We start from the raw sequence: 22,780 nt of genomic DNA on the forward strand, positions 1-22,780 counted from the left end.
CGCGAATAGAGAGCAGACGTGCGGTGACTGCTGGGCGTCAGTGGCGTGTGATGCTGTGGGGCACAGCGGGTGTGGCGGCTCTCGTACTCCTTGTCGCACTGGAGCTCACCGCACGCCACTACGGTCAGCCGGGGTCGGTCTCCGACCAACTGAAAGGGGCGGTCTTCGCCCCGAAACCGGGGCCGCTGTACGGCGGTCTGGCGTTGATGTCGGTGGTGCTCACCTGGCCGCAACGGATCATCGCGGTCGGTGCCGCGATCGGCACGGACGCCGTCTTCCTGCTGGTCCGGTGGGCGGCCGACGTCAACGTCTCCGACGGCCAATTCTTCGGCAACGGCGCGTTGTTGGTGATGCTGGGCTACGCGGTCATCGCCGTCACGCGCCGCACCGGCCCGGAACGCGCCCTCCTGCTGAAGGGCGTCGGGCTGGGCCTGCTGCTGGTGGCCGGCCGCAAGACCGGTGACAGTTGGCTGCTGATCACGGCGAAGACCCGCCCGACGGTGCTCGACCAGTACGTGGCGACCGCCGATCACGCGCTGGGCAACCCTTCGTGGCTGGCAGGCCGCCTCCTCCAGGCCGCCGGCCCGATCCCCACCCATGTTCTCGACCTGGTCTACGCGAAGCTCGCGGTGGCCGCGCTCGTCGTCGCGCTGTACCAGCTGCGTCACGTGGCGGCCGAGCGCCGCTTCCCGGGCCATCATCTGGTGCGCACGTTCCTGGTGATCGGCCTTCTCGGGCCGGGCATCTACATGCTCTTTCCCGTGGTCGGACCGGTCTTCGCCTACGGCCCGGGCGCCTCCGGCACCGGCGGCGTGCACTGGGCGGCGGCCAATCTGTGGCCGGACACGCCGCTGCCGATCAGCGTGCCGCACCCGATGCCCTACGACGGGATCACCCCCCGCAACTGCATGCCCAGCCTGCACACGGCGTGGGCCACCGTGATCTTCATTCACACCCGCAAGGGCCCGCGTGCGCTGCGCTACGCGGGCACGTTCTGGCTGATCGCCACGCTCGGCGCGACGCTGGCTTTCGGCTACCACTACGGCGTGGACCTCGTCGCCGGCGTGGTGTTCGCGCTCACCGTCGAGGCGGCGATGCGTGCGTTCGACCGTGGCTGGGACCGGCAGGGGATCCGACTGGTCGTCTACGGCGCCGTGGTCTTCGCCGCGCTGTTGGTGGCGTACCGCTGGCTTCCGATGGAGATGGCCCGGCATCAGGAGGTGTCCGGATCACTTCTCGTCCTGGCGATGACCTCGGTGGTCTACGGCTACGTACGGACCGCCCGACTGTGGGACCCGCCGGCCGTGGCCGCGCGGCGCCCCGAACCGCAACCCGAACCGGTCTGAGCGGCCTTGCACCAGGCGCACCTTCCGCCGGGGTCGCTGGTCCGCGTCTTACGATGGCGGCGCGGGAAACGGGCGGCGGCGGAAGGGAGACAGGGCGTGGCGGAGCACCGGCAGCGTCCCCGGCGGCGGGGGCAGGGTGAGCTGGAGGCGCTGGTTCTGTCGGCCCTGCGGGAGGCGGACGGCCCGGCGACGGCGGGCTGGGTGCAGGAACGCGTGGGCGGCGACCTCGCTTACACGACCGTCATCACCATCCTGACCCGGCTGCTGGGCAAGGGCGCGGTGACCCGTGAGCGGGTGGGCCGGTCCTTCGCCTGGACACCCGCCTCGGACCAGGCGGGCCTGGCCGCGCGGAAGATGCGCAAGGTGCTGGACTCCGAGAGGGACCGCGAGGCCGTGCTGGCCAGTTTCGTCACCGGCCTCGATCCGGACGACGAACGTCTGCTGCGTGGGCTGCTGGGCCAGTCCCGGAACGAAGTAGAAGACTGAAGCCTCATGGGGGTGTTCGTCTTTCTGCCGCTCGTGCTGCCGTTGACGGCGTGGCCGGTCGCGCGCCTCGCCGAGCAGCATCTGCACCCGCGTACCGCGACCCGGCTGCTGACGGGACTGGCGGCGGTGATGGCGACGTGCAGCACGGTGTGCCTGGGCCTGGTGATGGTGGTCGGTACCGCCCAACTGCCCGGCAACCCGCTGCCCGACGGCTGGTCGGACCCGGAGGTGCGGGCGACGGTGCCGTTCGACGAGGTCGTCGGCAAGGCTGCCATTCCCGCACTGTGCGCGGTGCTCGTCGCCTGTGGGCGGACGCTGTGGCGGCATGGCCGGGTACGCCGAAGCGCGCACCGGGCGCTGGGCGGGCTGCCGGACACGGAGGTCGCCGTACTGCCTGATGATCTCCCGTACGCGTACGCCCTGCCGGGCCGGCGTCGCGACCGCGTCGTGGTGACCACGGCCTTGCTGGACTGTCTCGAACCCGCCGAGCGCCGGGCGTTGTTCGCCCACGAGCGGGCCCACCTCGCCGCCCGGCACCACCGCTTCCTGCTCGCCGTCCAACTGGCCGCCCGTGCCAACCCCTTCCTGCGGCCGCTGAGTACGGCGGTGTCGTACACGGCCGAGCGATGGGCCGACGAGGAGGCGGCCCGAAGGGTGGGCAGCCGCCGGGCGGTGGCGTGCGCGATCGGCAAGGCGGCCCTGGTGTCCCAAGGCACCCCGGTGGGCACACTGGCGGCCTTCGCGTCACCGGGTCCGGTGCCGCGCAGGGTGGCCGCCCTGCTCGGCCCCGCCCCCGCGGTGCGCAGCTGGCCGTCCGCGTTCACTTCGGTGGGGCTGGCGGCGTGGGGTGCTGCCGCAGGGACGGCTGTCTCGGCGATGTCGTCCGCGAACTCCGCGGTGACCATGGTCGTCATCCTGCACGCGGCCACGCCCCTCTGAACCGGGGCGGAGCCTTACCGCTGCCCCGCCCCCCTGCTTGGGCGCCCCTTATCGTCCACCGGGCCCCGTATCAGCCCTCGTCCCCTTCGTCCTCCTCGTCGCCCTCGAAGAAGTCCCCGACCTCGTCCACGACTTCGGCCGCGACCATGCCGCCGACGGCACCGGCCGCGAGCCCTGCGGCGCCCGCCGCGACGGCGGTGCCCATGCCGGGGCCGGAGCGGTGGTGATCGTCGTGGTGGTCGCCGTGCTCGTACGGGCCGCCGTGTCCGTGCCCGTGTCCGGCATAGGGATCACCGTGGCCGTACGCGCTGTGGGAGCCGTACGACGCCCGGTGCTCGACCAACTGCCGGATCCAGCCGTCGACTTCCGCGTCCCAGTCGCGTGCGTCCTGGTGGCCGACCGTGAAGCGGGTCAGCGCGTCGTGGCCCCCGGAGAGGAAGCCGCCCCGCTTGTCGGCCTCCAGGACGACCTCCATGCCGCCCGGGTGGGCCAGGAAGGTCATCTCGATCTCGTTCACCTGGTGCGCGTACTGCGGCGACGGGGTGATCTCGATCTCCTGGTAGAAGGGAAGTCGCTGGCCGGTGCCGCCGATGTGCCCGTACTCCAGGTCGGCCGACCTGAAGCCGAAGCCGAGCCGGCCGAGGGCTTCGAGGACGGCCTCCTGGACGGGCAGCGGGCCGACGGTCAGCGGGTCGAGGTCGCCCTTGTCCCTGGCGCCCGCCACCGACAGTTCGGTGCGCACGCCCAGCACGATGCCCAGGGGCCGGCCGTGCAGCTCGGTGATCGGGGTTTCCCACGGCAGCGGCACGCTGAACGGGATGCTGCGCTGCTCGCCCTCGGCGAGCCGGAAGCCGCCTCCGATGGTGAACCGGTCGAAGGCGACGACGCCCTCGCTCTCGCCTTCGGCGTGCTCGGCCTCGACCCGCGCCACCAGCTCCAGGGTGATGTGCTCGATGTCGAAGCCGGCGCTGCCGCCCTTGAGCTGCACCTGGCCGGTGAGCGCCCCGCCGGGCCGGGCCGCTCCTGGGTCGAGGACCGTGTCGACCGTGGGGCCGCCCAGGCCGAGCGAGCCGAGCAGTCGTTTGAACACCATGGTGGCGTCCACTCCTTACACGCGTGTCTTCTACAAACAAGTAGAAGCATAGGGCCCGCCCGTCACCGGTTCGCGGTCACGCGTCCCAAGTGGCAGCACGCGGCCGCGCAGGGAAAGGGCCACGTGGTCGCCGACCTCCTTTCGGTCAGCGGTCCGCCGCGTCTCCCCGGCTGCGGTGACGGTCTCAGCCGCCGACGTGGATGCCCGGGCGGCGGTCGGGGTCGGGTTCGTTGCTGCGGATGATCTCGCGGGTGACCGGGGCGGTGTCACCGCGGCCGAGGAGGAAGTAACGGACCATGTGCACCAGGGGGCTGCCTTCGGCCCAGGCGAAGTAGCACTGTGGCCGCACGCCCGTGGCGTCGCGCAGGGCGAGCAGGATCGCGGCGATGGCGTTGGGCGCGGCCGGCGCCTCGGCGCGCAGGATGCGGTAGCCGTCGACTTCGACGCCGTGGACGGTGAGGGTTTCGCTGAAGTCGGACGGGTCGACCACGTCGATCTCCAGGAAGAGCACGTCGGCGGGGCCCGGTACCGGATTGGTGCCGCGCTGCTCGCGTTCCTTGGCGCTGTACTCGGCGACGTCGCCGGCCTGGCGGCGGTTGGCGATGATGTTGATGGACTCGTCGTGGGCGAGGGTGTCGGCGATGAACCGGCGGGCGGCCTCGTCGAAGACGATGCGGTCGGCGCGCAGTTCGGTGGTGCGCGAGACGCGGGAGATCAGCGACACGACGATGATGCCCAGGATGAAGAAGCCGGAGATGGCGATGCCGTCGGGCTTGTCGACGATGTTGGCCACCAGCGCGTAGAACAGCACCGCGGTGAGCAGGGAGAAGCCGACCGTACCCGCGCGGCGGCCGTTGCGTGCCGCGGAGACGGTCACGGCGAAGGCGCCGGAGACCATCATGGCCAGGATCCCGGTGGCGTAGGCACCGGCCTGGGCGTCGACGTCGGCGTCGAAGGCGATGGTGATCAGGATGCACAGAGCCGTGTAGACGATGACGACCGGGCGCACCGCGCGCCCCCACTCGGGGGCCATACCGTAGTCGGGCAGGTAACGGGGAACGATGTTGATCAGCCCGGCCATCGCGGAGGCACCGGCGAACCACAGGATGAGGATGGTGCTGATGTCGTACGCGGTGCCGAACGCCTCACTGACGTGCTCGTGCGCCAGCCAGGCCAGCGCCCGTCCGTTGGCCGCACCGCCGGGTTCGAACTCCTTCTCCGGAATGAGGACGGTGGTGACGAAGCTGGCGGACAGCAGATAGACGCTCATGATCACAGCGGCCGTGGTCAGAAGCCGGCGGGCGTTGCGGATCCTGGCGCGCAGCCGCTGCTCGGCGTCGGCACCGTCGGCCGCCACGAGCGGCATCATGCTCACACCGGTCTCGAAGCCCGACAGACCCAGCACCAGCAGCGGGAAGGCCAGCAGTGCCGGACCGGCGAGGTCACCGAAGCCGCCTCCCCCGTCGGCGAGTGCGTCGGTCCAGGCCGACAGCGCGCCGTCCGTCGTGAACACCTGGACCAGGCCGACGCCGATGACGACCGCGTTGAGCGCCAGGAAGACGGCGACCAGCGGGATGGCGACACTCACCGCCTCGCTGAACCCGAGCAGGAAAACACCCCCCAGGACCAGCAGCAGCCCCACGGTCAGGGCGACCTCGTGGCCGTGGAGGGCGGAGGGGAAGAAAGGGTTCTCCATCACGTGGACGGAGGCGTCCGCCGTGGACAACGTGATGGTGATGATCCACGAGGTGGCCACGAACCCGAGCAGGACCAGCACGAACAGCTTGCCCCACCAGAAGGGCAGCAGATCCTCCAGCATGGCGACCGACCCCGCGCCGTGCGGGCTCTGCCTGGCCACCTTCCGGTACATCGGCAACATCCCCAGCAACGTCAACGCCACGATCAGCAGCGTCGCCAGAGGAGAGACGGCCCCGGCGGCCAGAGCGGCGATCGCCGGCACGTAGGCCAGGCTGGAGAAGTAGTCGACCCCGGTCAGGCACATCACCTTCCACCAGGCGTGCTGCTCGCCGTGACTCTCACCGGCCGCCGGCCCCACCGGCTGCACCTGGTGCCGCAGCAGCCACCGTGCCGTCTTGCCCGTCGGCGGTGTCCGCAGAGCCGGACTGTCCACCGACTCCGGCATTATCGGCCCGTTGGCACCACTCATGTCCCCCATGCCCTTCCTCGTCGGACCACCGAATCGGCCGCAGCGGCCACCACCCTGACGGCACCGCAACGATCACCGAGTATGCGCCCTCGGTCCGCGCGGGCGCCCGCCCGGGGCTACGGCCTCGTCGCGTGAGGCTGGGCGGTGGGGATCCGGCAGTGGACCGGGGCCGGCAGGACGAGGGCCTCGCCGTCGACGCCCACGGGAACGCCGGGGGCGTCGGCGTCCACGACGACGTTCCGGGCAGTGAGCGAGGCGAGGCCGGTCGGCAAGATCAAGAACTATATGAGGGTCCTGGAGCTCATGGGCAGCCGGCCGCCCGTCATCGCCCTGCTGGTGGCCGCGGCGGGGGTGTACACGGCGTTCAACCGCCGGCACGCGCTGATCGGAGCCGGGCCGGCGGTGTTCGTGGCCATGCTGGTCCTCGGGATCACCCTCACCGTCTTCCGTGACGTCTACCTCGACCATCCGCCCCGCGGCGCGTCCCCGGCTGCCGCCGGAGCGGTGTACGACGCGCTGGTCCGGTTCCTGCGCGCCGGGGTACGGGCGCTCGGTGCCGTCGCCCTCGTCACCGCCGTCGGCGCTTTCCTGGACCACGCTGACCGCTGTGCGCTCACGTGGGCCCGTGCGGATACGAGGTCCTGCTCTGCGGGCGCTCGTCGGACATCGGACGTTCCTCGGACAGGTCGAAGAGGTTGCCCTGCTGGACCGCGCACAGGGCCCAGATGATGAAGCCCGAGATCGCGATCATCACGACCGACCACACCGGGTAGTACGGCAGGTAGAGGAAGTTGGCGATGATGACGAGTCCGGCGATGGCCACGCCGGTGACGCGCGCCCACATCGCCGTCCGGAGCAGCCCGATGCTGACGATCACGGCGAGCGCGCCCAGGGCGAGGTGGACCCAGCCCCAGCCGGTCAGGTCGAACTCGAACGCATAGTTGCGCGTCGTGACGAAGATGTCGTCCTCGGCGATGCCCATGATGCCCCGGAAGATGTCGAGCAGGCCGACGAGGAAGAGCATCACGGCCGCGAAAGCGGTCAGGCCGGTTGCCCATTCCTGCCTCGCCGTGTGGGCCGGCCGGTTGTATGTCGCGGTCATCGTGCGCCTCGATTCGTGTGGTCCGGATGCTCAGCGACCGGAGGTGCGGGGGATGGAGCCGGCGTGCTCCGCCGGGCCGTGGCCGGTCAGGACCAGCTCCTTGGCCCTGCGGAACTCCTCGTCCGTGATGTCGCCGCGGGCGCGAATCTCCGACAGCTTGGCGAGTTCGTCGATGCTGCTGGGCCCGCCCTGGGCGCCTGCGGCCTCCCTGATGCGGGCGTCGAAGGCTTCCTGCTGTGCCCGGGCCCGGGATGTTTCCCGGCGGCCCATGTTCTTGCCGCGCGCGACCACGTAGACGAAGACGCCCACGAAGGGCAGCAGGATGGTGAACGCCAGCCAGCCGGCCTTCGCCCCGCCGCTCAGGTCGTCGTCACGGAAGATGTCGACGACGACGCGGAAGAGCAGGACGAACCACATGATCCACAGGAAGAACAAGAGCATGCTCCAGAAGACGCTCAGCAGGGGATAGTCGTACGCGAGGTACGTCTGCGCGCTCATGTCTCTCCTCCGTCCCGGGCGCTCGCCCGGCTGCCGTTGCGTGCTGTCTTCAGCATGGACACGGCCGGGGCCGGGTGACCTCACCCGGCGCGGGTGAGCCTGCGGGCGGCCCGGCACGTGAGGGGCGCGCTCCTGCGGCCGGCTCAGGGTCCGGCCTGCTCACGGCGGACGCGGCGGCCGTCCGGTACCAGGGGGAGGAGGCGACATACTCGCCGAGGGCGAGGCCCGAGACCGCCAGAGCAGCCAGCGCCAGACCGCGGCCCGCACCGGTGTGCGGGGCAGGTGCCGGCACCGTTCGCAGACCGCCTGGAGCGCGCGGCTGAACGCCGCGGCGGACACGAGGGTCACCACCACGCCCACGGCTCCGGCGGCGTCCCGTGGTGCCGGTGGCGGAGAAGGTGCGGCGTACCTCGTCGAGCGTGTCGCCCCGGACCCCAGAACCGCACGGACCGAGTCGGCCAGCAGGTCCTGCACCCCTTTCGGCGCGAATGCCGCGATGGTCATCAGCAGCGGGAGCGCGGTGAGGAAGGCCTGCGCGGCCAGCCGCACGGAGCCCTCCACGACGTTGAGCGCCGCCGACAGGCGGGGAAGCAGCCGGCCACCGGACCGGACCGCAGGCCCGCCAGGGCCCGCTCCACCACCGTGCGTCTGTGGGACGCGCGGGCGGGGCCGGGTTTCCTGGCCATGGCTCACGGGGCCGCCGCCCGGTCCTCAAGCCCGGCGGCCGGGCCCGCGGCGGCCGCGAGGACGACGACGAGCGGGGGGCGCGTGCTGTCGCGCGGGAACCCTCGGACCACGACGAGCGCGACGGGGCTCCTTCAGCGAGCCGCTGACCAGGACGGATGCCCTGTACTTCACGCTGACCACGTTCAGCACCGTCGGCTTCGGGGACATCACGGCACGCTCCCAGACCGGGCGCGTGCTGACGATGGCTCAGATGGCGGGAGGGCTCCTGCTCGTGGGCGTCGCCGCACGGGTGCTGGCGGGCGCGGTCCAGGCGGGGCTGCGTCGCCGGCGCCGCGGAACGTCGGCCGAGCCGCCTTCCGGCACGGCTGCCGGGACGCCGGACCGGGACGCCGGACCGGGAGGCCGGACCGTGACACGAGCACACCGCCCGGATTAGTCACTCCGGCAGCTGCCGCATCTCCAGGACACGCAGCCCCAGTGACCGGCAGCGTGCCAGCAGACCGTACAGGTGCGCCTCGTCCACGACGGGGCCGAACAGGACGGTCTGGCCGGACATCACCACGTGGCCCAGCTCCGGGAAGGCTTTGGCCAGCGTTTCCGACAGGTGTCCCTCGACTCGGATCTCGTAGCGCACGAGCTGTCCTCCCACGGACTCCCTGGGACGGGCGGACGGCACCCTTCCCTGCGATCGTCCACCGCCGTGCTCCTTCGGGCCTCACCCGGTACAGGTGACCGTGGCCCGGTGACAGGCCCCACGGATCAACGCGGCGTTCGCGCGCGTCGATCCGGTCACTCCGGCCGGAGCCGTCAGGGTCACCTCATGGGCTCCGAGTCGCCGTGGAGGTCGGGCCGGAAGTCGAGGATCACGTCACGGCCGGGATGGATGACGCCGTAACTGCTCTCCGGTCTCGGATCCCTCCGCTCCTGGGATCAACAGCCGTTCCGCCGGTCCAGCGCGGGAGCCGCCATGCGAGTCATCACCCTCAGTATCGCCTGCGCGGGCCCCCCGGGCACGCTGCGCGTACGCCCGGCGGCCGGGGCGGCCCGCGTCCGTCGCTGTCGACGGGACGGGTCACAGGCGGATGACGACCAGCGCCGTGTCGTCGGTGTTGCCGCCGGGCGGGAGGAGGTCGGCCAGGAGGGCGTCGGCCAGGGCCTCGGGGACGGACCGCCCGTGACGGACGAGGGAGTCGGCGAGGCGGGCCAGGCCGGCGTCGATGTCCTCGTCACGGCGCTCGACCAGGCCGTCGGTGTAGAGGACCAGGATGTCGCCCTCGGCGAAGGGGAGGTCGGCCTCCGGCCGCGCGATGTGTTCGGGGCGCGCGCCAAGAGGTGGGTCGGTCGCCCGGTCGAGGAAGGTCACGGTGCCGTCGGGCCGGAGCAGGGCGGGTGGAAGATGGCCCGCGCTGCTGTAGGTGAGGGTGTGGGCGTCCCAGTCGATGTAGGTCTTCACCACGGTGGTCGACTCGGCTCCCTCGACATGGCGGGCATACAGCCCGAGGGCCTCCAGTGCCCGGGCGGGGCCGTCGGCGACCCGGGCGGCCGCGCTCAGCGCGCTGCGCAGCTGACCCATGACGCCGGCGGCTCTCAGGCCGTGGCCGACGACGTCGCCGACGGCGACCGCGATCCGGTCACCGGGCAGGTCGACCAGGTCGTACCAGTCGCCGCACACGTTCAGGGTCCCGATGGCGGGCCGGTAGCGGACGGCTGCCCTGTGATGCCCGACCGGACCGGGAGCGGGCAGCATGGCCTCCTGCAGGGCGAGGGCGACCTCGCGGTCGCGCGCCTGAGCCCGGCGCAGGCGTTCGTTGAGCTCCTGCAGCTCACGGGCGCGCGTGTAGAGCTCGGCCTCCAGCACCCGGGCCCGGCCGGTGTCGCTGCCGGCGCCGGCGCGGGCGCGGATGAGTTCGGTGATCTCCTCCACCCGGTGCACGATCAGCACCACGTTTCCGTCCCGGTCCAGCACGGGGGCGTTGACCGGGCTCCAGAAGTGTTCCACCCAGTGGCCGGGCCGCTCGCGGTCCTCGATGTCGTAGCGCAGCAGCGCCATGGTGTCGCGCTCACCGGTGGCCACCACCCGCAGCATCGACGCCTGGGTCTCCCGCATGCCGGCCGCGGCGGGGTCGTTGGGGTTCTCGGGGAAGACGTCGAAGATGTACCGGCCCAGCAGCTGCTCGCGGGTGCGTCCGGCCAGTCGGAGGAAGTCCTCGTTGGCGTCGGCGTACACCAGGTCGGGGGTCAGCAGCGCCACCATGCCGGGGAGGGCCCGGAACACCGCCGCGTAGTCGATCTGCGGTTTCCTCATGTGCTGCCCGCCTCGGCGCCGACTGTCCGTTTGCTGATGTCCCACGATAGGAGGGATGCGCCGGGGAACCGGGCCGGTGTTCCCCACGGACACCTGCGGTCACCTGGGCGGCCCCGTCCCCGCGGCGTTTCCGCTGCCGGTCAGGAAGCCGGTGACCGTGCGGTGGAACTTCTCCGGCTCGTCGAAGAACAGCGCGTGGCCGCTGTGCTCGAAGAAGACGGTCCGGGCGGCCGGCAGCGCCTGGCCGACCCAGGCGGGCCCCTGCCAGGGGAACACCTGGTCCTGCCGGGCCACCAGGACCAGGCTGGGCAGCCGGATCGTGGGCAGCAGGTCGCGCCAGTCGTGGCGGGTGTGGTCGGCCATCAGGGCGTTGCGCGCGTACGCGGGTGCCTTGGCCATCTCGGCCAGGAGCAACTCCCTCTCCCGCGGGGTGGGTTCGCCCGCGAGGATGGTGCCGATCTGGTCCTCGTCGAAGGCCGGGGGGTCGCAGCTGAGCTGGGTCTGCAGGGCGGCCAGGGACGGTTCGTCGTAGCAGGTGGCGTGTGCGTGCGGCCAGTCCGGCGCGTAGTACTGGCGGGGTGCCTGCTGGACGTGGACCGCGCGGGCCAGGCGGTGGCTGCCGAAGAGTTCGAGATAGCTCCAGATGACCGGGCAGCCGAGTGACCAGCCCAGGACGGTGACCTCGCGCAGGTCGAGTTCCTCGAGGAGCTCGTACAGGTCCTTGGCCAGCCGCGACACGCGGTAGCCGTGGCGGGGCTTGCCGGAGTCGCCGTGCCCGCGCAGATCGACGGTGATGACGCGGGCGTGTGCGGCGAGGGCGTCCACGTTGCGGGTGAAGAAACGGCCGCTGAAGCCCCAGCCGTGAATCAGGACGAGGGGCGGTCCGCTGCCCTTTTCCTCGTAGTGGATGGTGACGCCGTCGCCGGTGGTGACGGTGCTCATGGATCTCCTACGTGAGCGGGTCGGTGAGGCCCTCTCCGAGGGCGGCCACGGCGGCGGATCCGTGCCCCGCCGCGCGCAGGGGCGTGCGGATGTCCTGCTCCAGGTCGGGCAGGTAGCCGAGGAGGACATCGGCGGGCCCCTGGATCCGCACGCGGCCCAGCGCGGCCGGCAGCAAAAGGCTCCGGGCCCGACCGAGCCGCTCGGACCGGCCACCGGACTCCACGGTGACCGGGGCACCGGCGTTGCTGACGATCAGGGCGGTGGAGAAGTCGTGCACCAGGGGGGCCGAGGTGCCCGCCCGCCACCGTTCCAGCGCGAAGTACGGGCCGGCGCACAGCACGGTGCGCTCCACCCCGTCGTCGGCCCGGACGCTCAGGCCGGAGTGGAACTCGGGGCGTGGTCCGGGACGCCACTCGTCGAGCAGCCGCCCGAGGTTGGCGTGCCACTCCGCGTCGTCCAGTTCCGAGCCGTCCTCCATACGCCGGCGCATGGCGTGCTGCTGGATGTCGGAGGTCTGCTCGATCTCGTAGACCAGCGTGCCGGGGCCGAAACTGTGCAGGGTGCCGCCGGGTACGTAGACGGTCTGCCCGGCCCGCACCGGAAGCCGGCGCATGACCGCGTCGAAGTCCTGGGCGAGCAGGGCCCGGTGCAGGGTGTCCCGGTCCACCCCGGCCTTCACCCCCACCAGGGCGGTGGCTCCCGGGGCCGCGTCGAGGACGTGCCACGCCTCGGTCTTGCCGTGGGGCTCGTCCTCCAGGCGGCGCGCGGTGTCGTCGTCGGCGTGCAGATGGACCGGGAGGGGACCGGTGCCGTCGATGAACTTGGTCAGTACCGGGAAGCGCGGGCCGCGCCAGCCGCGTCCCACGAGTGCGTCGGGGTGGTCCTCGACGAGCCGGCGCAGCGGCCGGCCGGCCAGCGAGCCGTCCGCGACCACTGCCCCCTCGCCGTCCACGTCGCTGACCTCCCAGGTCTCGGCGACCGGGCCGTCGGGCGGGCCGGTACGGCCCAGCCGTTCGGCGAGGGCCCGGCCCCCGAAGACGTGCTGCTTGACCGGGGTGGTCAGCCGCAAGGGGTACCAGTCCACGGTCACTCCTGATCGCTGATGGCAAAGCTCCTGATGGGATGTCAGGGGATGGGATGTCAGAGGATGGGCTGGCCGCCGGTGACGGCGATGCGCGCACCCGAGACGTACGCGGCCTCGTCCGAGGCGAGCATGACGTACACCGGGGCGAGTTCGGCCGGCTGCCCGGCGCGCCCCAGCGGGGTCTGGCCGCCGAAGTCCTCGACCTGCTCGGGCGGCATCGTGGCGGGGATCAGCGGCGTCCAGATGGGTCCCGGCGCGACGCTGTTGACCCGGATGCCCCGCTCGGCGAGCGACTGGGACAGCGAGCCGACCATGTTGGCCAGGCCCGCCTTCGTCGCGTTGTACGCCAGCAGGCCCGGCGGCGGCGTGTCGGAGTTCACCGAGCTGGACGCGATGATCGACGCCCCGGGCTTCATGTGCGGCACCGCCGCCTTGCAGAGGTGGAACATGGCGCTGAGGTTGGTCGCCAGCGTGTGGTCCCACTCCTCGTCGGGGATCTCCTCGATCGAGTCGCGGAACATCTGGAACGCCGCGTTGCTGACCAGGACGTCGATGCGGCCGAACTCCTCCACGGCCCGTGCCACCACCTCCCGGCAGTGAGCGGGATCGCTCAGATCACCGGGCACCAGAACCGCCGTGCGGCCGGCCTCCTCCACCCAGCGCGCCGTGTCGCGGGCGTCGTCCTCCTCCTCGGGCAGGTGCGAGAGGAGGACATCGGCGCCCTCGCGGGCGTAGGCGATCGCGACGGCCTTGCCGATACCGCTGTCGCCACCGGTGACCAGGGCTGCCTTCCCGGCGAGTCGCCCCGATCCGCGGTAGCTGTGCTCACCGTGATCGGCCCTGGGCCGCAGCTCCGCCTCCGTACCCGGAGGATCTTGCTGCTGTGCGGGCTTGTTCATGGGGACGTACCTCGTTCTCTGTCCTGAGTGGACGGCGACGTCGGAGGAGTCAAAAAAAGGGAGGGGCGACAGTGCCCCGTCCTGGCGGGCGGGTTACCCGGGTGCGTGGGGACAAACGAGTCCCGACCGCACACGCCCGACGTAAGGAGATCCGATGGCCCCGCCCCGCAAGCGCGCACAAGACGGACCGAGCGGCCGCGCGCTGCTCACGGACCCGCTGAGCAACAAGGGTGTCGCCTTCACCCAGGAGGAGCGGGAACGCCACGGGCTGGTCGGGATGCTGCCGCCCGCCGTGCTGTCGCCGGAGCTCCAGGCGCGCCGCGCCTGGGAGCAACTGCGGGCGCAGCCGGACGACCTGGCGAAGAACGTGTACCTGGAGCAGCTCCACGACCGCAATGAGGTCCTCTATTTCCGGCTGCTCTGCGACCACCTCACCGAGCTGCTGCCGATCGTGTACGACCCGACGGTGGGCGAGGCGGTCAAGCGCTACAGCCACGAGTACCGGCGGCCGCGCGGTGTCTACCTGTCCATCGACCGCCCCCAGGACATCCGCCCGGCGTTCCAGGCGCTGGGCCTGGGCCCCGACGACGTCGACCTGCTGGTGGCAACCGATGCGGAGCAACTCCTCGGCATCGGCGACTGGGGCGTGGGCGGCATGCAGCTCGCGGTCGGCAAGCTGGCCGTCTACACGGCCGCCGCGGGCATCCACCCGGGGCGGGCCGTCCCGGTGATGCTCGACGTCGGCACCGGAAACCAGGCGCTGCTCAACGACCCGCTGTACGTCGGCAACCGGCACAACAGGGTGCGCGGCGAGGCGTACGACTCGTTCGTCGCCGCCTTCGTGGAGGCGGTGGGCGAGCTGTTCCCGCGGGCGCTGCTGCACTGGGAGGACTTCGGCCCCGGCAACGGCCGCCGCATCCTCCAGCAGTACGGCGAGAAGATCTGCACGTTCAACGACGACCTGCAGGGCACCGGCGCGATCACGCTGGCCTGCGTCATGAACGCGGCACGGGTCACGGGCACGCCCCTGCGGGATCAGCGGATCGTGGTCTTCGGCGCCGGGACGGCGGGCGTGGGCATCGCCGACCAGCTGCGCGATGCCATGGTCCGCGACGGACTGGACCGCGAGGAGGCCACCCGCCGCATCTGGTGCGTGGACCGCCAGGGCCTGCTGCGGCAGTCCACCGAGGGGCTCCGCGACTACCAGCGGCCCTACGCGCGGCCCGACGACGAGTGGCCCGGCGACGGGTCGGCCGACCTGCCGAGCGTGGTGGACCAGGCACAGCCGACCGTCCTGGTGGGCACCTCCACCCAGCACTGGGCCTTCACCCGGGACGTGGTGCGTTCCCTGGCCCGCCACGTGGACCGGCCGGTGGTCCTGCCGCTGTCCAACCCGACGGAGAAGATCGAGGCCATGCCGGAGGACGTCCTGCGGTGGACCGGCGGCAAGGCCCTGGTCGCCACCGGCATCCCGGTACCTCCGGTGGAGCTGGACGGCACCACGCACGTCATCGGCCAGGCCAACAACGCCCTCGTCTACCCGGGGCTGGGGCTGGGCGCCGTGGTGGCCCGCGCCGAGCGGATCACCGACGGCATGCTCCAGGCCGCGGCGGAAGCCGTCGCCGGCCTCGCCGACCTGTCGGAGCCCGGCGCCGCCCTGCTGCCGGAGGTGGAGAACCTGCGCACCTCCTCGGCCGTCGTCGCCGCGGCGGTCGCCCGCCGCGCCGCCGAGGAGGGCGTCGCCCGGGCCCGCCTGGACGACGTGATCCAGCAGATCCAGGACGCCATGTGGCAGCCCGAGTACGGCTGACGTGCATCTGAGTACCTGCGCTCATGTGCAGTGCCCGCCGCGACCACCATGCTGACCGCATGTACTTAGTCGATCATCACCCGCAGACGGGACGGCAGTGGGCATGAAACGGGCGAATGAGCCGTCAACCGGTCGGCAGATCGGGGTCAGCTTGGCGCTGCTCGTCATCGACTTCATGCTCATCGCCTGGTCGGTGTATGCCGTTGGGATTGCGGGATGGGCCGACAGCTACGAAAGCGACGGTGTCGCTCCGTCGAGTGCGTCGCGGGCGGCGTCGCAGGCATCGTGGCTTCTGGGGGGCGGCGCAGTACTGACAGGCGGCGGCCTCCTCGCCCTGCGATGGCACATCCCCGGCATCGTGCAGTTGGTCGTCCTCGGGGGCGGGGCGTTGCTGGTCTCTTCACTGGCTGCCGGTGAATAGCGCGCGCCTGCCAGGGTTCGACACAACGTCCGAACAGCGTGCCCGCAACGGACAGATCACGCGTCGGCTCCGTGCGGGGCCTCGGAGATACTCGACGGACCGCAGCAGTCGCACGCCACGCCGTCACCACCACCATGGCGGCGGAGGCCCTTCGAGCCGTTCATCGGGTCCACGGAGGCCCTCGCCGTCGGCCGGTGCGTGACCTGACCCGTCCAGGAAAAGGGCCTGTTGCCGCGGCGAGCGGCTCGCCGGCCTGCCCAGAAGACGCAGGTCCTCGATGCCCGCTGCCAGAAGGCCCCTCATGCTCAGGAGACGTTGCCATGCGCGGTCGTCCATGGGGCCGGAGCGCCAAGTGTCGCCTCCGCGCTCGGCCCGGATGCTCACAGTCCGTAAGTACCGGCCTCCATGCCCGCCCGCACGCTCAGGGTCCGTCAGCTGCCGCCGCCTGCCGCCCGATGGTGCTGGCTCGTGGAATCAGCCGGTGCGGCGCCCGGATCTCCCTGCCTGGCACGGGAGTTGAGCTGCTGATCCGCTTCAGCAGCCGTTCCACCGCCGTCTCCGCGATCACCTTCTTGTCCGGGGAGACCGTGGTGACGGGTGGGTTGGAGTAGCGGCCGTCCTCGATGTCGTCGTAGCCGACGACGGCGATGTCCTCGGGGACGCGCAGTCCGCGGGAGGCCAGGGTGTGCAGGGCGCCCAGGGCCACCAGGTCGCTGTAGCAGAAGACCGCGTCGGGCGGTTCCTCCAGGTCGTCGAGCAGGTGGGCCATCGCGGTCGCGCCGTCGGAGCGGTTGAAGCGCGGGGTGGAGACGACGAGTTCCTCGCGGACGGGCAGGCCGGCCCGCTCGTGGGCCAACCGGTAACCCCGGGTGCGCAGTTGGGCCGCCTCGCCGGTGCGGTACGGCTGGTCGCCGATCGCGGCGACGCGGCGCCGGCCGAGGCCGAGCAGATGCTCGGTGGCCTCCAGGGAGGCGGCGACGTCGTCGATGCCGACATGGTCGAAGCCGCCGTCGCTGACCCGCTCGCCGAGCACGACGAGCGGCAGGCTCGGGTCGCGTTCGCTCAGGTCGGACTGGGCGAGGCCGAGGGGGCTGAAGATGACGCCGTCGAACAGGAGGTGCTGGGAGCCGCGGCCGAGGAACAGCTTCTCGTGCTCGGCGTCGCCGTCGGTCTGGTCGATCAGCACGTTGTAGCCCTGGACGCGGGCCGCGCGGATGATGCCCTGCAGCAGTTCGGCGAAGTAGGGGGTGTCCAGGTAGGGCACCACCACGGCGATCTGGCCCGAGCGCCCTGCGGCGAGGTTGCGGGCCAGCACGTTGGGCCGGTAGCCGAGCTTGTCCACGGCCTGCTGAACCCGGGCACGGGTGGCCTCGGCGACGGGAGCGTAGCCGTTGACCACGTTGGACACGGTCCGGCTGGAGACGCCGGCGAGCTCCGCGACGTCGCGGAGTGTGACGCCCTTTGCCATATGCCACCTTCATCCCGGATGTCGGTTTCAGCGCTGAAGTTTTCCCCCAAGAGAGCGCCTGTGCTCTTGCAGCGCGGCAACTTCTCGGTTAACACTTTTGCAGCGCTGCAGAGCGTAGCAGAAGGGCTTGATCCGGTGGATCAAGTTCCCAGGGTCCGTGACGTCACCGCGCCACGGACCGGATCCCCGAGAGCGATCACGGGGATGAACAGTGGGAGCCGCAGTGGGACCAGCAACTTCTCACGGGCCGGGAGCCGCACCCGTCCTGATGGGGCATCACTCCTTACTCACCGCGGTCTGAGCCGTTGCCCGGCGCGCCCGCCGCGCTGATCACCGAGCCGTCTCTCCCCCCTCGCCGACGTCACGCACGCCCACCCTCCCGCGTCAACCGACGTCCGCCCGCCGGCATCCGTAGGCGGGCAGCACACCCGAGCGACTCGCGCCCGAAGCGCCCGCCCTTCACCCGAGCCGGCGTGCCCGCACGCCCTCACCCCGTTCACCGCCTTCACGCCGGTCCTCCGTGTGCCCGGCGCACCTCCCCTCACCTCCCGTACCTCGTACCCCGTCCTGCCCTCGGGCACCACACCCAGGAGATCGCTCATGTCGTCCAGCAGAAAGCCCCAGCTCCGTTCCGTCCGCCGAACCGCGTTCGCGGCGACCTCCGCCGCCCTCGCCGGCGTGCTCCTCGCGGCCTGCGGCGGCGGGGGCGGCAGCTCCAGCGGTGCGCAGAGCGGCCCCGTGCACATCAAGGTGTGGGCCTGGTACCCGCAGTTCAAGCAGGTCGTGGCGGAGTTCAACAAGACCCACAAGGACGTGCAGGTCGACTGGGTCCAGGCCGGCGTCGGCCAGGACGAGTACACCAAGCTGAAGACCGCGCTGAAGGCCGGCCAGGGCGCCCCGGACGTCGTCATGCTGGAGTTCCAGGAGCTGCCCACCATCCAGCTCACCAAGGGCCTGCTCGACATGGGCAAGTACGGCGCGAACGCCGACAAGGACAAGTACGTGGACTGGGCCTGGAAGCAGGCCTCCGACGGCGACCACGTCTACGCCATCCCGGTCGACGGCGGCCCGATGGCGATGATGTACCGGACCGACCTCTTCAAGAAGTACCACCTGAAGGTCCCCACGACCTGGGCGGAGTACAAGGAGGAGGCGGCCAAGCTGCACAAGACCGACCCGAAGGCGTACATGACCGACTTCGGCAGCGACGAGACGGCCGCCGGCTGGCGCCAGGGTCTGATGTGGCAGGCCGGTTCCCGCCCCTACACGTACTCGGCGAGCAAGCTGCCGGACATCGCCGTGAAGCTGAACGACGCAGGCGCCAAGAAGGTGTACGACTACTGGGGCGACCTGGTCAAGAACAAGCTGGTCGACACCCAGTCGTACGCCACCACGGACTTCTACAACGGCCTCAGCACCGGCAAGTACGCCACCTACATCGCGGCCGGCTGGGGGCCGGGCTACCTCTCCAGCGTCGCCGCGAAGACCTCCGGCAAGTGGGCCGTCGCCCCGCTGCCGCAGTGGAACGCGGGCGACAACGCCCAGGGCGACTGGGGCGGTTCGAGCTTCTCGGTGACCTCGCAGACCAAGCACCCCAAGGAGGCCACCGAGGTCGCCCGGGAGCTCTTCGGCACCTCCCAGGCGGCCTGGAAGATCGGCATCGACCAGGCGTACCTCTTCCCGCTGTCCAAGCCGATCCTCAACGGGTCCTACTTCCAGGACAAGAAGTACGACTTCTTCGGCGGCCAGCAGATCAACAAGGTGTTCGTGCCCGCCGCGAACGGCATCGGGACCTTCGACTGGAGCCCGTTCCAGGACTACGCCTACAACACCGACACCAGTGAGGTGGGCAAGGCCCTCCAGGGCCAGACCTCCTGGTCGTCCGTCAACGACAACGTCCAGCAGAAGGTGACCTCCTACGCGGGCAAGCAGGGCTTCAAGGTCAGCCAGTAACCGGCCCGAGCCCCAGCTCACCATGCCCCCCGCCGGCGCGCCCGCGCCCGACAGCTCCGCCGCCGGCGGGGGCCCGCACGACGCGCAAGGAGAAGTGATGAGCCTGCTCCGACAGCAGGGATCCACCGCGACGGCACCGCCGAGTGCCGTCCCCGCGAAGGGACTTCGCACTCCCATGGCGGGCCGGCGCCCCGGCGGGCTGTCCGCCCGCACCCGGCACAAGGGCATGGGCCTGCTGCTGGTCAGCCCGTTCCTCCTGCTCTTCCTGGCCTTCCTGGTGGCGCCGCTGGCTTACGCCTTCTGGCTGAGCCTGAGGACCTCCACCCTGGTCGGCGGCGACCACTTCAGCTGGTTCGCCAACTACAAGCAGACCTTCACCGACCCGCAGTTCCTGTCCGGCGTGCGCAGGGTGGCCGTCTTCGGTGTGGTGCAGATCCCGCTGATGCTCGGCCTCGCTCTGGTGGGCGCGCTCATCATCGACGAGGTGACGAGCAGGCTCGCCAAGGTCTTCCGGATGACCCTGTTCATGCCGTACGCCGTGCCCGCGGTGATCGGCGCCCTGATGTGGGGCTTCCTGTACAGCCCGACCTTCGGCCCGGTGAACTCGATCAGCGGCTCGCTCGGTCTCGGCAAGGTCGACCTGCTGGGCCACGGTCTGATGCTGACCTCGCTGGGCAACATCGTGACCTGGCAGTGGACCGGCTACAACATGATCGTCCTGTACGCCGCCCTCCAGGGCCTGCCCCGCGAGGTCTACGAGGCGGCGAAGCTCGACGGCGCCGGCCAGCTCCAGACGGCCCTGCGCATCAAGGTCCCGATGATCTCCTCGGCGCTGGTGCTCACCCTGATGTTCACCCTCATCGGCACCCTGCAGTTCTTCACCGAGCCGCGGGTGCTGGAGCCGACCGCCTCCCAGGTGATCACCCCGGACTACACGCCGAACCTGTACGCCTACAACCTGGCGTTCCAGTACTCGGAGTTCAACTACTCCGCCGCCATCTCCTTCTCCCTCGGAGCGGTGGTCTTCATCGGCTCCTACTTCTTCCTGTTCGCCACACGCAAGAGGAGCGGACTGAAGTGACCACCGTCGCCGCACCCGCCGTAACCACCGCCCCGGCCACCGGCCGCCACCCGTCCGCCGCCCGCGGACGCGTCACCGTCAACGTGGTGATGGTGGCGATGATCCTGTACTTCCTGCTGCCGTTCTGGTGGCTGGTCGTCGCCGCCACCAAGGACAACGACGCGCTGTTCTCCACCGCAGCCCTGTGGTTCCACTCGCCGGGCGCCTTCGTCACCAATGTCCGGCAGCTGTTCACCTACAATGACGGCGAGTACCTGCGCTGGATGGGCAACACCGCCGTCTACGCGGGCGTGAGCGGGGTGGGCGCCACCGCCGTGGCGACCCTCGCGGGCTACGCCTTCGCCAAGTACCGCTTCCCCGGCCGGAACGTGCTCTTCTCCAGCCTCCTCGGCGCCATCATGGTGCCCGCCACTGCCCTGGCCATCCCCACCTACCTGCTGCTGAGCAAGGTCGCGCTGACCAACACCATGTGGGCGGTCATCCTGCCCCAGCTGCTCAACCCCTTCGGCGTCTACCTCGTACGGGTCTACGTGCAGGAGTCCCTGCCGGACGAGCTGCTGGAGGCGGCCCGCATGGACGGGGCCGGCGAGCTGCGCGTGCTGTGGTCGGTGGCGCTGCCGACCCTGAAGCCGGCGCTGGTGACCGTGCTGCTGTTCTCCATGGTCGGCACCTGGAACAACTTCTTCCTGCCGCTGGTGATGCTCAACAACGACAAGCTCTTCCCGCTCACCGTCGGCCTGCAGTCCTGGTACCAGGGAGCGCTGATCCAGTCCGGCGCCAACGCGCTGTTCACCCTCGTCATCGCGGGTTCCCTGGTGGCGATCCTGCCGCTGATCGTCACCTTCCTCCTCCTCCAGCGGTACTGGCGCGGCGGTCTGACCGTCGGAAGCCTCAAGTGACCTGACGGGCCGACCCGTTCCTCCTCCTCTCCTCGCGCACCTCCCGGAGCGACCTTCATGCTGCACGCCTCCCTGACCGTCGACCCCGCTTTCCGCGTCGCCGACGTGAGTCCCCGTACCTTCGGCTCGTTCGTCGAGCACATGGGCCGCTGCGTCTACACCGGCATCTACGAGCCCGGCCATCCGTACGCCGACGAGGACGGCCTGCGCCGTGACGTCCTGGACCTGGTGCGCGAGCTGGGCGTGACCGCCGTGCGCTATCCCGGCGGCAACTTCGTCTCCGGCTTCCGCTGGGAGGACAGCGTCGGCCCGGTCGCCGACCGCCCCACCCGCCTCGACCTCGCCTGGCACAGCACCGAGACCAACGCCTTCGGCCTGCACGAGTTCCACCGCTGGGCCGAGAAGGCCGGCGTCGAGCCCATGATGGCCGTCAACCTCGGCACCCGGGGCGTGGCGGAGGCCCTGGACCTGCTGGAGTACTGCAACCACCCGGGCGGCACCGCCTGGTCCGACCAGCGGATCAAGAACGGCGCCCCCGACCCCTTCGGCATCCGCATGTGGTGCCTGGGCAACGAGATGGACGGCCCCTGGCAGACCGGCCACAAGACCGCCCAGGAGTACGGCCGTATCGCCGCCGAGACCGCCCGGGCCATGCGCATGATCGACCCCAAGCTCGAACTGGTCGCCTGCGGCAGCTCCAGCTCCGCGATGCCGACCTTCGGCGCCTGGGAGGCCACCGTCCTCGAGGAGGCGTACGACCAGGTCGACTACATCTCCTGCCACGCCTACTACGAGGAACTCGACGGCGACCTCGGCAGTTTCCTGGCCTCCGGGGTCGACATGGACCACTTCGTCGAGTCGGTGGTCGCCACCGCCGACCACATCCGGGCCAAGCTGCGCAGGAAGAAGCGGATCAACCTCTCCTTCGACGAGTGGAACGTCTGGTACAACACCCGCTTCGAGGCGCAGGAGAAGCCCACCGAGTGGGCCGTCGCCCCGCGCGTGATCGAGGACGAGTACAACGTCGCCGACGCCGTCGTCGTCGGCGGGCTGCTGATCAGCCTGCTGCGGCACAGCGACCGGGTCACCGCCGCCTGCCTCGCCCAGCTCGTCAACGTCATCGCCCCCATCCGCAGCGAGGCGGGCGGCCCGAGCTGGCGGCAGACCACCTTCCACCCCTTCGCCCAGGCGGCCCGGCACGCCCGCGGCACGGTCCTGCGGGTGGAGCCGGTCGCGCCGACGTATGAGACGAAACGTTTCGGCGAGGTCTCCGTCGTCGACGCCGTGGCCACGCACCTCGCGGAGGCGGAAGGCGCCGACGAGCTCACCGTCTTCGCCGTCAACCGGCACCAGAGCGAGAACGTCGAACTCGCCCTCGACCTACGGGCGTTCCCCGGCTACACACCGGTGGAGCACTCGGTGCTGAGCGACCCCGACGTCCGCGCCGCCAACACCCAGGACGACCCCGAGCGAGTCCGCCCGTACACCGCAGACACCGGTCCCGTCGCCGACGGCCGTCTCACCGCGAGCCTGCCGCCGGTCTCCTGGAACGTCATCCGGCTGCGCCGCGCCGGCTGACCCACCCCCTCGGACACCCGCC

Annotated in this window: 22 protein-coding genes and 1 pseudogene; 10 read left to right on the plus strand and 13 right to left on the minus strand. The window is 71.0% G+C overall.

Features of this window, described 5'->3' with window-relative positions; genetic code table 11:
• Window positions 1–50 precede the first annotated feature (50 nt).
• From QF034_RS21485 to QF034_RS21495, 3 genes are all read left to right on the plus strand, one after another.
• Window positions 51–1,346 carry a phosphatase PAP2 family protein gene (locus QF034_RS21485; RefSeq protein WP_307179942.1) on the plus strand — a complete coding sequence of 432 codons (1,296 nt, stop codon included), beginning with the start codon at window positions 51–53 and terminating at the stop codon, window positions 1,344–1,346.
• Window positions 1,347–1,442: 96 nt separating this feature from the next.
• Complete coding sequence (locus QF034_RS21490; RefSeq protein WP_307176490.1) at window positions 1,443–1,832, plus strand: BlaI/MecI/CopY family transcriptional regulator; 390 nt, start codon at window positions 1,443–1,445, stop codon at window positions 1,830–1,832.
• Between the two features lie 6 nt (window positions 1,833–1,838).
• Window positions 1,839–2,771 (plus strand): M56 family metallopeptidase, encoded by a 933-nt coding sequence (locus tag QF034_RS21495; RefSeq protein ID WP_307176491.1) that lies wholly within the window; start codon window positions 1,839–1,841, stop codon window positions 2,769–2,771.
• A gap of 70 nt (window positions 2,772–2,841) precedes the next feature.
• Here the strand turns inward: QF034_RS21495 and QF034_RS21500 are convergent, their stop codons facing one another.
• The 7 genes from QF034_RS21500 to QF034_RS21530 all read right to left on the minus strand — a co-directional run bounded on the left by QF034_RS21500 (window position 2,842) and on the right by QF034_RS21530 (window position 8,192).
• Complete coding sequence (locus tag QF034_RS21500) at window positions 2,842–3,864, minus strand: sporulation protein (RefSeq protein ID WP_307176492.1); 1,023 nt, start codon at window positions 3,862–3,864, stop codon at window positions 2,842–2,844.
• Window positions 3,865–4,048: 184 nt separating this feature from the next.
• Entirely contained in the window at window positions 4,049–6,007 is a 1,959-nt protein-coding gene (locus QF034_RS21505; RefSeq protein WP_370880957.1) for an APC family permease, read from the minus strand.
• 140 nt (window positions 6,008–6,147) lie between these two features.
• The gene (locus QF034_RS21510) at window positions 6,148–6,309 is read right to left on the minus strand and encodes a hypothetical protein (protein WP_307180120.1); all 162 of its coding nucleotides are present in this window, start codon (window positions 6,307–6,309) and stop codon (window positions 6,148–6,150) included.
• Between the two features lie 3 nt (window positions 6,310–6,312).
• Entirely contained in the window at window positions 6,313–6,447 is a 135-nt protein-coding gene (locus tag QF034_RS21515; protein WP_307176494.1) for a hypothetical protein, read from the minus strand.
• A 197-nt stretch (window positions 6,448–6,644) separates the two neighbouring features.
• Entirely contained in the window at window positions 6,645–7,133 is a 489-nt protein-coding gene (locus tag QF034_RS21520) for a DUF7144 family membrane protein (RefSeq protein WP_307176495.1), read from the minus strand.
• A gap of 30 nt (window positions 7,134–7,163) precedes the next feature.
• A complete protein-coding gene (locus QF034_RS21525; RefSeq protein ID WP_307176496.1) occupies window positions 7,164–7,631 on the minus strand; it encodes an SHOCT domain-containing protein in 468 nt (155 codons plus the stop codon).
• 159 nt (window positions 7,632–7,790) lie between these two features.
• Window positions 7,791–8,192, minus strand: a complete 402-nt coding sequence (locus QF034_RS21530; RefSeq protein WP_307176497.1) for a hypothetical protein — start codon at window positions 8,190–8,192, stop codon at window positions 7,791–7,793.
• 238 nt (window positions 8,193–8,430) lie between these two features.
• On the opposite strand from QF034_RS21530, the pseudogene QF034_RS21535 reads away from it, so the two are divergent.
• Window positions 8,431–8,754 (plus strand): annotated as a pseudogene (locus tag QF034_RS21535) (potassium channel family protein); the annotation flags it as partial.
• Here the strand turns inward: QF034_RS21535 and QF034_RS21540 are convergent.
• The 5 genes from QF034_RS21540 to QF034_RS21560 form a co-directional block, all read right to left on the minus strand.
• Window positions 8,755–8,952 (minus strand): DUF8691 family protein, encoded by a 198-nt coding sequence (locus QF034_RS21540; RefSeq protein ID WP_086564822.1) that lies wholly within the window; start codon window positions 8,950–8,952, stop codon window positions 8,755–8,757.
• 438 nt (window positions 8,953–9,390) lie between these two features.
• Entirely contained in the window at window positions 9,391–10,623 is a 1,233-nt protein-coding gene (locus tag QF034_RS21545; RefSeq protein ID WP_307176498.1) for a PP2C family protein-serine/threonine phosphatase, read from the minus strand.
• Window positions 10,624–10,722: 99 nt separating this feature from the next.
• Window positions 10,723–11,565 carry an alpha/beta fold hydrolase gene (locus QF034_RS21550; RefSeq protein WP_307176499.1) on the minus strand — a complete coding sequence of 281 codons (843 nt, stop codon included), beginning with the start codon at window positions 11,563–11,565 and terminating at the stop codon, window positions 10,723–10,725.
• Between the two features lie 7 nt (window positions 11,566–11,572).
• Window positions 11,573–12,649, minus strand: a complete 1,077-nt coding sequence (locus tag QF034_RS21555) for a type I phosphomannose isomerase catalytic subunit (RefSeq protein WP_307176500.1) — start codon at window positions 12,647–12,649, stop codon at window positions 11,573–11,575.
• Window positions 12,650–12,705: 56 nt separating this feature from the next.
• Window positions 12,706–13,548 carry an SDR family oxidoreductase gene (locus tag QF034_RS21560; protein ID WP_307176501.1) on the minus strand — a complete coding sequence of 281 codons (843 nt, stop codon included), beginning with the start codon at window positions 13,546–13,548 and terminating at the stop codon, window positions 12,706–12,708.
• 154 nt (window positions 13,549–13,702) lie between these two features.
• Here QF034_RS21560 and QF034_RS21565 point away from each other — a divergent pair, with 154 nt between their 5' ends.
• On the plus strand, window positions 13,703–15,358 hold the full coding sequence (locus QF034_RS21565; RefSeq protein WP_307176502.1) for an NAD-dependent malic enzyme: 1,656 nt from the start codon (window positions 13,703–13,705) through the stop codon (window positions 15,356–15,358).
• Between the two features lie 151 nt (window positions 15,359–15,509).
• A complete protein-coding gene (locus QF034_RS21570) occupies window positions 15,510–15,779 on the plus strand; it encodes a hypothetical protein (RefSeq protein WP_307176503.1) in 270 nt (89 codons plus the stop codon).
• Between the two features lie 421 nt (window positions 15,780–16,200).
• Here QF034_RS21570 and QF034_RS21575 read toward each other — a convergent pair whose 3' ends face one another.
• Window positions 16,201–17,247: a LacI family DNA-binding transcriptional regulator gene (locus tag QF034_RS21575; protein ID WP_307176504.1), complete on the minus strand. Its 1,047-nt coding sequence runs from the start codon at window positions 17,245–17,247 to the stop codon at window positions 16,201–16,203.
• 600 nt (window positions 17,248–17,847) lie between these two features.
• Here QF034_RS21575 and QF034_RS21580 point away from each other — a divergent pair.
• The 4 genes from QF034_RS21580 (at window position 17,848) to arfA (ending at window position 22,758) form a co-directional block, all read left to right on the plus strand.
• Window positions 17,848–19,200 carry an ABC transporter substrate-binding protein gene (locus tag QF034_RS21580; protein ID WP_307176505.1) on the plus strand — a complete coding sequence of 451 codons (1,353 nt, stop codon included), beginning with the start codon at window positions 17,848–17,850 and terminating at the stop codon, window positions 19,198–19,200.
• A gap of 97 nt (window positions 19,201–19,297) precedes the next feature.
• Entirely contained in the window at window positions 19,298–20,281 is a 984-nt protein-coding gene (locus tag QF034_RS21585; RefSeq protein WP_307176506.1) for a carbohydrate ABC transporter permease, read from the plus strand.
• Window positions 20,278–21,180, plus strand: a complete 903-nt coding sequence (locus QF034_RS21590; protein ID WP_307176507.1) for a carbohydrate ABC transporter permease — start codon at window positions 20,278–20,280, stop codon at window positions 21,178–21,180. Before QF034_RS21585 ends, QF034_RS21590 begins: the two co-directional genes overlap by 4 nt.
• Window positions 21,181–21,237: 57 nt before the next feature.
• On the plus strand, window positions 21,238–22,758 hold the full coding sequence (gene arfA / locus QF034_RS21595) for an arabinosylfuranosidase ArfA (RefSeq protein ID WP_307176508.1): 1,521 nt from the start codon (window positions 21,238–21,240) through the stop codon (window positions 22,756–22,758).
• Window positions 22,759–22,780 lie beyond the last annotated feature (22 nt).

The organism is Streptomyces africanus, from assembly GCF_030816955.1.
Taxonomy (GTDB): domain Bacteria; phylum Actinomycetota; class Actinomycetes; order Streptomycetales; family Streptomycetaceae; genus Streptomyces; species Streptomyces africanus.